The following is an 11,603-nucleotide window of genomic DNA, read 5'->3' as shown; positions in this document are numbered from 1 at the left end:
GAGGGACGTCCATCATCCGTCACACGACACCGGCCTTGCGTAACCCCTCTACGGCGAGCTCGAAATCGGCGGAATTCTTGAAGGGCAAGACTTTGCGGCGGTATTCCAAGGAGAAGTCGGGATTGATGCGCAGCACCTCCTGCCACGTCGCCCGAGCCTCTTCGAGACGGCCGAGGTGTCCGTAACAGGCGGCGAGAAGCGCGCGCGAGACATCGGTGACCGGATTGCGGTTCACGCGCTGCAGCAACAGTTCGACGGCCTGTTCGTACCGTCGCAGTTGAAACCAGGCCCAGGCCTGAAAGTGGAGAACGACATCCGGAAAGTACGGGTTCAGGACCCTTGCCCGATCGAAACAGGCGAGTGCCTCCTCGGATCTGCCTGAATAGAGAAGCGCCTCGCCGAGGCTGACCTGCCCTTCGGCGAAGTTCGGATTGAGGAGGATCGCACGCTCGGCTTCGCTGATGGCTCTATCGTGCTGGCGCGAGTATAGTCTGACCACACTCAGTGCCCAGTGCGCCACGGGATCGCTGTCATCCCGCGCCACCGCCAGCGTCGCAGCCTCTTCGGCCTGCTCGATCGAGCGCTGCGGCGACTCGCTCCACCGGTTCAGGTAGGCGAGACCGTGGGTCAGGGCGAGGAAGGCGTGCGCCGAGGCGAAGTTCGGGTCCAATTCGACGGCGCGTTGCAAAAGGTCGCGGGCGTCGCTATTCGTTTGCTTCGTCAGCCGGTGCCACAACTCCCGGCCACGCAGGAAGCAGTCATACGCCTCGGGGTGCCCGGTCTGCCCCGGCGCCAGCCTTTTGCGATCGCCCTCTGTCAGGTTGACCGCCAACGCGTCGACGATCTGCTGGGTGACATCGTCCTGAACCGCGAATATGTCGGTCAGGTCGCGATCGAACCGCTCCGCCCAGAGATGCCCGCCGGTGGTCGCGTCGATGAGCTGCGCGGTGATGCGTACCCTGTTCCCCGATTTGCGGACGCTGCCCTCGAGGACATGCCGGACGCCGAGCTTCGTGCCCACCTCCTGCACCTGGACGTTCTTGCCCTTGAAAGTGAACGACGAATTACGGGCGATGACGAAGAGTTGCGACAATTTCGATAGCGCCGTGATGATGTCTTCCGAGATGCCGTCGGCGAAATAGTCCTGTTCGGCGTCCCCGCTCATGTTGACGAAGGGCAGGACGGCGATCGACAGCTTCGGCGATGCTGCCGCCGCCGGTTGGCTCGTCGCGGTTTCCGAGGTCGCTGCTGCCTTGGCCCCGGTGCTGCCGACTTGCAGCGAATAGACCCGGATCGGCTCGGCGATGTTCTTGAGTTGCGTATCGCCAAGATCGCTGACCGAGAGGTCGAGCCTTGCCCTGACTTGGCGATAGGCATCCTCGGACAGGCAGATCGCGCCCGCTGCGGCGACGCCCTCCAATCGCGAGGCGATGTTGACGCCGTCGCCCATCAGATCGCCGTCGCTTTCCTCGACGACGTCGCCCAAATGGATACCGATCCGGAACTCGATGCGACGGTCCTGCGGCACGCCGTCATTGCGCTCCACCATGCCGTTCTGCACCTCAATGGCGCAACGCACGGCGTCCACCACGCTGCGGAACTCGACCAGCGCACCATCGCCGGTGCGCTTCACCACCCGGCCATGGTGCACGGCGATCGTCGGATCGATGAGATCGCTCCGCAGTGCCCGCAATCTCGCCAGGATGCGCTCCTCGTCGGCGCCGGCAAGCCTGCTGTACCCGACCACATCAGCGGCCAGGATTGCAGCCAGCTTTCGGGTCTCGCTCATGGCGCCGTCTCCTTGCTTTCAGGATAGCAGGGAGACAGAGGGCACGAAAGGACTTTCAGCCGCCGCTTAGCCCTCGAGTTTCCCGACCGCGCTACGCGCCCAGGCTGGACAGCAATTCGTCGAGCTGCTTCAACTGCTCCGGCAACGCGGCCGCCGAGCCCTGTAGCGCTTCCTCAAGCGCCTCCTTGGACGGATAGACTTCATGGAAAGTCAGGAGTGTCCTCCCGCCCTGGTCCTCGAAGGTCACGGTCGTGATCGCGCCCTCTTCGCCTTCGTCGTTGGTCCAGACGATGCGTTCGTTCGGCACCACCTCGAGATATTTGCCATAGAAGGCCATGGTGTCCGAACCGCCGGCGCCGAATTCGAGCCGATATTTGCCGCCGGTGCGGACGTCCATCTCGCACGATACGAGCCAAATGCCGGGCACCGATTTTGGCACCCACCAGCGCTGGAACAGCTCGGGCTGGCTCCACGCCTTGTAAACCGTGCTCGGCGGCGCATCGAATGTCCTGGTTACCAGAAGTTCGCGATCCCCCTTGCGCTCGACTGACGTGGGGTTCTGCGCACCAAATGCACCGTTAACTTGCTCAGTCATCGCGTCCCTCCTGTTTTATCTCGCTGATGATTTCGTCCAATGCTTCGAAGCGCGCCTCGAAGAGCTTGCGATGCGCCTCGATCCACTCGGCCTCCGCCTTGAGACCGCTTTTCCCCAGCTTGCAGGTTCTTACCCGTCCGACCTTCTGCGTAACGACGAGCCCCGCCCGCTCGAGAACCTGGACGTGCTTCTTCATGCCGGTCAGCGTCATCTGGAACGCGTCCGCGAGACTGGTGATCGACGCGTCCCCCCGCCCAAGCTGATCGATGATCCCGCGGCGGGTCGCATCGGACAGCGCCGCAAACGAGAGATCGAGGGGAGGGCTTACATACTGAACCATCTGGTTCAGTATGTAAGTTGTTCGCGCTTGAAGTGCAAGCGTTTCGAGCCGTCTGCGGTGATCATTTGAGGCCGCCATGGGCGAGACCTGCCACGAGATAGCGCTGGAGGAACAGCGCCACCAGATAGACCGGTGCGATGCCGGCGAGCGAGGCGGCTGCCATCTGGCCGAAATTGACCAGCCGATCCCCCTGGAAGAGCGAGATGCCGACAGGAAGCGTGCGCGTCTCGTCGGAAAAGGTGAAGGCCGAGGCAAAGAGGAACTCGTTAAAGGCGAGAACCGAGACAATGATCAGCGTCGCCACAATGCCCGGTACAATGATCGGCACGACGATATGGACGAGGATCCTGAGAGGGCCGGCTCCGTCGAGTGCCGCCGCCTGTTCGATCTCCAGCGGCATGCGCCGGAGAAAAGGAGTGAGGAGCCAGAAGGCGACGGGGATATTGGCAAAGCCGTAGAGCATCACCAGGCCGACATGGGTGTTGAGGAGCCCGGTGGCCTTGAGAAGATAGAACAGCGGAATGAGAGCCACGATCGGTGGCGCCATGTAGCTCGACAGAGTGAGATCGGCGAGCCATTTGCCACCGATGCCGAGCCGCAGCACGGCGTAGGCGGCGGGCAGGGTGAGCAACAGCGTCAGGGCGCCGGCGAGCAGCGACACGGCAACGGAGTTGGCGATGAATCCTGAGAGATGGGCGGCCTCGAAAGCGGCCGGCCAATTGTCGAGCGTCGGGCTCGTCGGCAGGAAACGGCCGCTCAGCACGTCGTCTTTGGTCTTGAAGGACACCGAGACGAGATAGGCGATCGGCAGGGTAAAGAAGACGAAGATCGGTGCGGTCGCGGCAACGAGCGGGAGGTCGGAGCGGCTGATCTTCATGCGTCTTTCCTCTCGAGATGCTGGTGGATGCGGATGACCGGCCAGAGCACTGCGCCAATCACCAGGCTGTAGATCAGGGTCTCGGCGGCGGCGCGGGCGACATCGAACTGTTCCAATGCGCGGCGATAGATGGAGAAGCCGGTCGTCGTGGTGGCAAAGCCCGGACCGCCGAACGTCAGGACATAGACGAGGTCGAAGACCTTGAAGGAGAGGATGAGCTTCAGCAGATAGATCGAGGAGAGCGGCGCCGCCACGAGCGGAAGCGTGATGTGCCAGAAGCGTTGCAGCGGTGATGCCCCATCGATGATCGAAGCCTCGTGGACGCCTTCGGGAATGGTCGAAAGGGCGGCGAAGCTGAGGATGACGACGAAGGGCGTCCATTGCCAGACATCGGCAACCGCGATCGCGAACCAGGCAAAGACAGGATCGCCGAGGAAGCTCACGGGTGCGTCGACAATGCCAAGGTTCAGGAGGAGCCCGTTCAGGAGCCCTCCGGCCGGCGCGAGGATCAATTTCCATGCGACTCCCACCATCACCGGCGGCGTCATCAGCGGCAGCAGGATCAGGCTTACCAGGAACCGTCCGGCCTTCAGGAGCCGGGTGAAGAGCAAGGCGATCAGGAAGCCGATCACCAGCTGGATGCTCGCCGTGACAAAAGCATAGGCGATGCTCTTGGCCACAGAGGTCACAAACAGCGGATCCTGGAGGACCTCCCGCACATGCTGCAATCCGACAAAGCTGCGGAAGGGTTTGCCGAGCGTGCTCTTGCTGAGCGCAAGCGCCACCAGGAAGAGCGTGGGGTAGACCAGGGTCGCGGCGAGCCCGAGCAGGATCGGAGAGATCCACAGCCAGCGGACGAGCCGGTGGGCCGAAAGGCGGTGATCGGCGGTCGTTGAGGCGGCTCGTCTTCGAGCGAGGGGAAAATCGATCGCAGTCATGTCATCGCGCCTGTTGTTCTTCTCTCGAAAGGCGTGCCCCGCGCGAGGCACGCCTTCGGGTCTCGTGTTTTGCGTCGGCCAGGTGGCCGAGGCTCAATGATCAGCCATTGGCTTCGATGATGTTCGTCCAGGCCTTGTGGGCATCGGCGATTGCCTGTTCGGCATTCTTCGTCCCGGCAAGGGCCAGCGCCAGTTCATCGGTCAGCGCGTTTTCCAGCTTCGGGGCATAGACGGCCGTCGGCCAGGCGAGGCTGTTTTCCAGCGCGCCGTCTGCCAGCAGCGGCTGCACGAGCGGCTGGAAGGCCTTGAACTTCTCGGAGTTGAGGCCGGAGTGACGGTCGGGATCGATCCCGGAGCCGGTCAGCGTGAGCAGTTGTTCGTGGTAGTCCTTGCTGGTCGCGAGCTTGATCAGTTCCCAGGCGACGTCCTTGTTCTTCGAGCCGCTGGTGATTGCGAAGCCGAAGCCGGCGTTGAAGGCAAGCCGCGGCGTCTTGTTGGCGCCGCCGACGGGGATGCGGGTGACGCCCCACTTGTCGACGATCTTCGAGCCCTTGGGATCCTGGGCGTAGCCGCCAAGGTCGGTCCAGAAGTCGATTTGGGCGGCCTTGCCGCTGAGGAAGGCAGGCAGCCCCTCCTCGAAGCGCGTCTCGAGCGGCGTCGGCAATGCATGCGGTGCGGATGCGAGCAGCGACTTCAGCGCTTCCACGGCTTCGGTGCTGTCGAGGGCCGAGGTGCCGTCTGCCTTCAGGAAGTTGCCGCCGAAACCGGTGAGGCGGTTGGCATAGGTCGACAGGATGATGACGGGAATCTTCGCACCCAGGACCGCAGCACCATAGATGCCGTTCCTGGATTCCGCCGCGGTGATGACCTTGGCGTTTTCGTTGTATTCGTCCCAGGTCGTCGGCGGCTTGAGGCCGTAACGATCGAACAGTTCCTTGTTGTAGAACAGAAGGTGGCTGTCGCCGTCATAAGGCAGGCCATAGCGACGGCCGTCATGCAGCGTGTACTGGTCATAAATTGTCTGGATGAAGTCGTCGGGCTGGATTTCCGCCTTGTCTTTCTCGATCAAGTCGGTCACGTCCTCGATCACGCCATCCTCGGCGAGCTGACCCTTGTAGGTATAGAAATAGTCGATGACGTCGAATTCACCGGCGCCGGACTGAAAGTCGAGGGTCGCCTTGACGCTGACCTGGTCGTAGGGAACCGCGGTCACGTTGACCTTCGCACCCGTCAGCTTCTCGAAATCCTCGGCGATCTTCTTGCCCGTGATGACATGCGGCTGAATGATCAGGAGATTGAGGGTGCGGCCGGCGAACCGGTTGTCCGCGGCCAGGGCGGAGGAAAAGACGCCCGATGACAGGAGAGGGAGCGCTCCTGATGCCAGCATGGTCTTCAACACCGTGCGGCGGCGATAGGCTTGGTCGATGATGGGGTTGGACATGAATTGATCCTCGTTGCGACGGTGCCGGCCGCAGGAATGCCCACGGAGCGGGTATCCGTGTGGCAGCTGCGTCGGCCTTGGGGGGATCATTCGACAGATCACCCGCGCCGTTAACCAACAGGAATTTAAAGTACATAAAAATTATAGAATTTATTTTCATATTCAGCGGCACCTCTTGCTTCGAGAGGGCGGGTCGCGTGGAAAAGTGTGATCGGATGCGGTCAGATGAGGCCGGTCAGCGAGTGATAACCTAGGGCTAGCCGGTGGTCGCCCGTTGACAAAACTCGGAAAAAAATTCCCCGAAATAGTACATAAAAAACATATAATAACTGTTAAATAGGCGCCGCATCAGGATGCTTCAGGGACCACGCCTGAAATCCGGATGGGATCGAGGAATGACCAAGCAGATACACTTCAACGCCTTCGACATGAACTGCGTCGGCCACCAGTCGCCCGGCCTTTGGGCCCATCCCCGTGACAAATCCTGGAAATACAAGGATCTGGACTACTGGCAGGATCTTGCCAGGACGCTCGAAAAGGGAGTCTTCGATGGCATCTTCATCGCCGACGTGATTGGCTATTACGACGTCTACAAGGCCAACAACTACCACGCCATCCATCAGGCGGCGCAGATTCCGGTCAATGATCCGATCCAGCTCGCGGCGCCGATTGCACTCGCCACCGAACATCTCGGCATCGGCATCACCGCTTCCATCTCGTTCGAGCACCCCTATCCCTTCGCGCGGCGTCTGGCCACCGCCGACCACCTGACAAAGGGGCGCGTCGGCTGGAATATCGTGACCTCCTATCTGGAGAGCGGCGCCAAGAATATCGGGCAAGGCGGATTGCGCGCGCATGACAACCGCTACGAAGTGGCGGGCGAATATCTGGAGGTCATCTACAAGCTCCTTGAGGGGTCCTGGGAAGAAGGTGCCGTGCTGCGCGACCGCGAGAAGCGCATCTTCACCGATCCCTCGAAGGTGCACGAGATCGGCCACAAGGGCCGTTTCTTCGAAGTGCCGGGATACGCACTGACCGAGCCGTCGCCGCAGCGGACCCCGGTGCTCTACCAGGCCGGCGCTTCCGGCCCGGGCAAGCAATTCGCGGCGGAGCATGCGGAATGCGTCTTTGTCGCGGCACAGACCAGGACGATCCTGAAGAACTATGTGCGCGATGTCCGGGTGCGGGCGGCGACCGTTGGGCGCGATGCGTCGAAGTTCCGCATCTACAATCTGATGACGGTCATCGTGGACGAGACCGATGAGAAGGCGCGCGCCAAATTCCGCGACTATCTCGACTACGTTTCCTATGATGGTTCGCTGGTCTTCATGTCCGGCTGGACCGGCGTCGACTTTTCCCGCTACGCGCCGGATGACCTCGTGCGCAAGGTCGAGACCAACGCCATCCATTCGGCGATCGAGAGCCTGTCGGAAGGCGATCCGAATAAGCGCTGGACGATCAGGGAGCTGGCCGAATGGGGCGGTATCGGCGGCATGGGACCGGTGGTCGTGGGATCGCCCTCCACCGTTGCCGACGAGCTCCAGGCCTGGGTCGACGAGACCGACGTCGACGGCTTCAACCTTGCTTATGCCGTAACGCCCGAGAGCTTCGAGGATATCGTTGGCTATCTGGTGCCGGAACTGCAGACGCGCGGCGTCTATCCGACCGGCTATCGCCCCGGCACGCTGCGGCAGAAGCTGTTCGGCGAGGGGCCTTATCTGCCCAAGGCGCATCCGGCCGACCGTTACCGCGACATCGAGGCCTTCAAACGCAACCAGGCGATTACGCTTGCCAATGCCAGCTGAAATTTCAATCCAACCCGACGAGGTTTTCCCATGGGAAGCATCACCGACACCAAGATCGATTACAGCGTCCATCCGCGCGTCAATTCCACCGATCCCTTCACGCCCCGTCCGCGCCCGGTCAAGCCGGCGCATGTGATCGGGAGTGACGAGGAGGCGATCCAGATCGCCGAGACGCTGGCCGCGAGCTTCAAGGTCGGGGCCGCCCTGCGTGACCGTGAGGGACTGCTGCCGGTCGCCGAGCTCGACGCCTATTCGCAGAGCGGTCTCTGGAGCATCAACGTACCGAAAGCCTATGGTGGTCCGGAAGTCTCCTATGCCACGCTTGCAAAGGTGATCGCCATCATCGCTGCAGCCGATCCGGCCATCGCGCAGATCACCCAGAACCATCTGGCGATCGTCGCGACCGTCGATCTCGACGGCACGGAAGAGCAGAAGAAACTGTTCTTCGGCTGGGCGCTCGAAGGGATCCGATACGGCAATGCCTTCTCCGAGCTGAAGAGCAAGACCGTCGCCGATTTCGAGACCAAGGTCGTTCATGAGGGCGACGAGGTGATCGTCGACGGCGAGAAATTCTACACGACCGGCGCGCTGCTTGCCCATATCGTGCCGATCGTCGGTGTCGACGAGACCGGCCAGGGCTATCTCGTCTTTGCCGACCGCGATGCCCCGGGTCTCACCGTCACCAACAACTGGTCGAGCTTCGGCCAGCGCACCACTGCGTCGGGTTCGGTCAAGATCGAAAATGTGCGCGTGCCGAAGGCGCGGGCGCTGAAGGTCACTTCTTTCGACCATCCGACGGTGGGCGGCCCCGTCTCGCAGATCATCCAGTCGGCGATCGATGTCGGCATCGCCCGGGGCACGATCGACGACACGATCGAGTTCGTCGGCAAATATAGCCGCCCCTGGATCGACAGCGGCAAGGCGACGGCCGGCGAAGACCTCTTCACCATCGCCCAGATCGGCGACCTGAAGATCAAGCTGCATGCGGCCGAAGCGCTGCTCGAGATCGCCGGCCACGCCATCGACACAGCGCGCGCCAATCCGACGCTGGAGACGGTCTCGGAGGCGACGATCAAGACAGGCGAATCCAAGGTTCTGACCACGGAAATTGCGATCCTGTCGACGAACAAACTGTTCGAACTTGCGGGAACGCGCTCGACCCTCGCTGAGCATGGACTCGACCGCCACTGGCGCAATGCCCGCGTCCATACGCTGCATGATCCCGTGCGCTGGAAATACTACCACGTCGGCAATTATTATCTGAACGGCGTCCATCCGCCGCGCCACGCCTGGAACTGAGCCCAAGATGAGCACGAATGATCGCAAGCTGCACCGGGAGGCCGCGCTCACCGCCGGCCGTCCTGCGCCGCACATCGCCCCGCGTCGGCGCCTGGCCCATGTCATCCGCGACGATGCGGAGGCCATCCGGATCGCCAAGGACCTTGCGCTTGAATTTGCGGCCGGTGCCGCCCAACGGGACCGCGAGAGACGCCTTCCGCTCGCCGAGATCGACCGCTTTTCGCAGAGCGGTCTCTGGGCGATCGGCATCCCGAAAGCCTATGGCGGCGCCGGCGTCTCGGCGGTGACGCTGGCCGAGGTCACCGCCATCATCTCGGCTGCGGATTCCTCGATCGGGCAGATCCCGCAGAACCATTTCTACATGCTGGAGGCGCTGCGGCTGAATGGCAGCGAGGAGCAGAAGCAGCACTATTTCCGGCGCGCGCTGGAAGGTGACCGCCTTGGCAATGCCTTCACCGAGATCGGCACGAAGACGCCGGTCGACTTCAGGACGCATTTCGCCGATCGCAACGGAAAGCTCTACCTGAACGGGCAGAAGTTTTACGCGACCGGCTCCCTCTTCGCCCATATCGTCGTCGCCGTGGCGAAGGGACCGAACGGCCGCGTCCATCTGGTCTTCCTCGACCGGGCGACTCCGGGGCTCGAATTCGTCGACGACTGGTCGTCCTTCGGCCAGCGTTCGACGGGCAGCGGCACCGTGACCTTCGACGACGTCGAGGTGACGCCGTTCCAGATCGTCGACCATGATGGAAGCTTCGAACTGCCGACGCCGATGGGTCCTTTCGCGCAGATCATCCATGCCGCCGTGCAGGTCGGCATCGCGCGCGGGGCGCTCGCCGAAACGATTTCCTATGTTCGGGCCCATGCTCGGCCATTTTTTGAACTGGCGATCGAGCACGGTTATGAGGATCCGCACACCATACACGGCGTCGGCGACGTGGCGATCAGAGTGCATGCGGCCGATGCGCTGCTTGCAAGGGCGGGCCGCATTGTCGACCGCGCCACCGCAGAACCGACGGCGGCGAGCGTAGCGCAGGCATCGATCGCCGTCGCGGAGGTCAAGGCGCTCGGGACGGAGGTGGCGCAGCTTGCCGCCACCAAGCTTATCGAGTTCGGCGGTGCGCGTTCGACGCTCGAAAGCTATGGGCTCGACCGCTTCTGGCGCAATGCCCGGACGCATTCGCTGCATGATCCGGTGCGCTGGAAATACCACCATATCGGAAACTTCTATCTGAACGGCATCCTGCCCCCGCGGCACGGCGCTCTCTGATTTTTTGGAATTTCACAATCTCGCGGCAATCTGCAACGGCTCCCGCTTTGACAGGAATGGAATGATGGCAATCGACAAGCCTCTCGACTTTCTTTGGTTCATCCCCTCGTCCGGTGACGGTCAGTATCTGGGGTCGGACGATCTCAGTCGCCCGGCAGATCCCGGCTATTTCCGCGAGATCGCGAAGGCTGCCGACCGGCTGGGATATTCCGGCGTGCTTATCCCGACGGGTGCGGCGTGCGAAGAATCCTTCATTCTGGCCGCGGATCTCGCCGCCCATACCGAGCGACTGAAATTTCTGGTGGCCATTCGGCCGGGCACGGCATCGCCGGCCTATTATGCGCGCCTCGCCGCGACGCTCGACCGCGTTTCCAACGGCCGCCTGCTGATTAACATCGTGGTCGGAGGCAGCGTCCAGGAGCTCGCCGGTGACGGCATTTTCCTGCCGCATGACGAACGCTACGATCATGCCGGCGAGTTCTTTCAGGTATTCAACTCGCTGGTCGAGACCGGTAAGGCCAACCTCGACGGCAAGTATATCAAGGCCATCGATGCGAGACTTGGTCTGCCGCCCGTACAGGAACCGCGTCCTCCGCTCTATTTCGGCGGATCGTCCGACGCTGCGATCGCCTTTTCCGGCGGCATCACCGACAAATACCTGACCTGGGGCGAACCTCCGACGCAGGTGGCAGAAAAGATAGCCAAGGTCCGCAAGGCCGCCGCGGCGCAGGGCAAGAACGTCACCTTCGGCATCCGTCTTCACTTCATCGTTCGCGAGACCGATGAAGAGGCCTGGGCTGCCGCCGACCGGCTGATTTCCAAGCTTTCCGACGAAACGATTGCCGCAGCGCAGGAGGTGTTCGCCAAGAGCTCGGATTCGGTCGGCCAGGCGCGCATGGTTGCCCTGCATCAGGGGCGCCGCGACAAGCTTGAAGTCTCTCCCAATCTCTGGGCGGGGATCGGTCTCGTCCGCACGGGCGCGGGAACCGCACTGGTCGGATCTCCGAAGACGATCGCGGAACGTTTGAGGGAATATCAGGCGCTCGGAATCGATACCGTCATCGCCTCCGGCTATCCGCATCTGGAAGAAGCCTACCGGGTTTCCGAGTTGCTCTTCCCCGAAATCGGCCTGCCCGGCCCCCATGGGCAAATCCGCTCCTCCTTCGGCGAGCGCCGGGTCTTCGGGGGAGGCGGACATGGCGGGAATGTGAAGATTGCATCCGCCTCCTGAGGAATTACCGACGAACGC

General features: G+C 62.3%; 10 protein-coding genes. 4 read left to right on the top strand and 6 right to left on the bottom strand.

The window, feature by feature from the left end; all coding sequences use genetic code 11:
• Positions 1 to 19: 19 nt before the first annotated feature.
• The 6 genes from EFD56_RS08680 to EFD56_RS08655 all read right to left on the bottom strand — a co-directional run bounded on the left by EFD56_RS08680 (position 20) and on the right by EFD56_RS08655 (position 5,980).
• On the bottom strand, positions 20 to 1,789 hold the full coding sequence (locus tag EFD56_RS08680; RefSeq protein ID WP_126905069.1) for an adenylate/guanylate cyclase domain-containing protein: 1,770 nt from the start codon (positions 1,787 to 1,789) through the stop codon (positions 20 to 22).
• Between the two features lie 91 nt (positions 1,790 to 1,880).
• Positions 1,881 to 2,384, bottom strand: a complete 504-nt coding sequence (locus tag EFD56_RS08675; RefSeq protein ID WP_037145147.1) for an SRPBCC family protein — start codon at positions 2,382 to 2,384, stop codon at positions 1,881 to 1,883.
• A complete protein-coding gene (locus EFD56_RS08670) occupies positions 2,377 to 2,724 on the bottom strand; it encodes an ArsR/SmtB family transcription factor (protein ID WP_085744206.1) in 348 nt (115 codons plus the stop codon). Before EFD56_RS08670 ends, EFD56_RS08675 begins: the two co-directional genes overlap by 8 nt.
• Positions 2,725 to 2,785: 61 nt before the next feature.
• Positions 2,786 to 3,601: a carbohydrate ABC transporter permease gene (locus EFD56_RS08665; RefSeq protein WP_126905068.1), complete on the bottom strand. Its 816-nt coding sequence runs from the start codon at positions 3,599 to 3,601 to the stop codon at positions 2,786 to 2,788.
• Positions 3,598 to 4,539 carry a carbohydrate ABC transporter permease gene (locus EFD56_RS08660; protein ID WP_126905067.1) on the bottom strand — a complete coding sequence of 314 codons (942 nt, stop codon included), beginning with the start codon at positions 4,537 to 4,539 and terminating at the stop codon, positions 3,598 to 3,600. Before EFD56_RS08660 ends, EFD56_RS08665 begins: the two co-directional genes overlap by 4 nt.
• Before the next feature lie 100 nt (positions 4,540 to 4,639).
• The gene (locus tag EFD56_RS08655; protein ID WP_126905066.1) at positions 4,640 to 5,980 is read right to left on the bottom strand and encodes an ABC transporter substrate-binding protein; all 1,341 of its coding nucleotides are present in this window, start codon (positions 5,978 to 5,980) and stop codon (positions 4,640 to 4,642) included.
• A gap of 395 nt (positions 5,981 to 6,375) precedes the next feature.
• On the opposite strand from EFD56_RS08655, the gene EFD56_RS08650 reads away from it, so the two are divergent.
• The 4 genes from EFD56_RS08650 to ssuD all read left to right on the top strand — a co-directional run bounded on the left by EFD56_RS08650 (position 6,376) and on the right by ssuD (position 11,585).
• On the top strand, positions 6,376 to 7,785 hold the full coding sequence (locus EFD56_RS08650) for an LLM class flavin-dependent oxidoreductase (protein WP_126905065.1): 1,410 nt from the start codon (positions 6,376 to 6,378) through the stop codon (positions 7,783 to 7,785).
• A 30-nt stretch (positions 7,786 to 7,815) separates the two neighbouring features.
• Positions 7,816 to 9,084, top strand: a complete 1,269-nt coding sequence (locus EFD56_RS08645) for an SfnB family sulfur acquisition oxidoreductase (protein ID WP_126905064.1) — start codon at positions 7,816 to 7,818, stop codon at positions 9,082 to 9,084.
• Between the two features lie 7 nt (positions 9,085 to 9,091).
• Positions 9,092 to 10,354: an SfnB family sulfur acquisition oxidoreductase gene (locus EFD56_RS08640; RefSeq protein WP_126905063.1), complete on the top strand. Its 1,263-nt coding sequence runs from the start codon at positions 9,092 to 9,094 to the stop codon at positions 10,352 to 10,354.
• A 61-nt stretch (positions 10,355 to 10,415) separates the two neighbouring features.
• On the top strand, positions 10,416 to 11,585 hold the full coding sequence (gene ssuD / locus EFD56_RS08635) for an FMNH2-dependent alkanesulfonate monooxygenase (protein ID WP_126905062.1): 1,170 nt from the start codon (positions 10,416 to 10,418) through the stop codon (positions 11,583 to 11,585).
• The last annotated feature ends 18 nt before the right edge of the window (positions 11,586 to 11,603 follow it).

Origin of the sequence: Rhizobium phaseoli, from assembly GCF_003985125.1 — a bacterium.
In the GTDB taxonomy this organism is placed as follows: domain Bacteria; phylum Pseudomonadota; class Alphaproteobacteria; order Rhizobiales; family Rhizobiaceae; genus Rhizobium; species Rhizobium phaseoli.
Note: the sequence above shows the minus strand (reverse complement) of the source record. Positions and strands in the feature narration are given on the sequence as shown.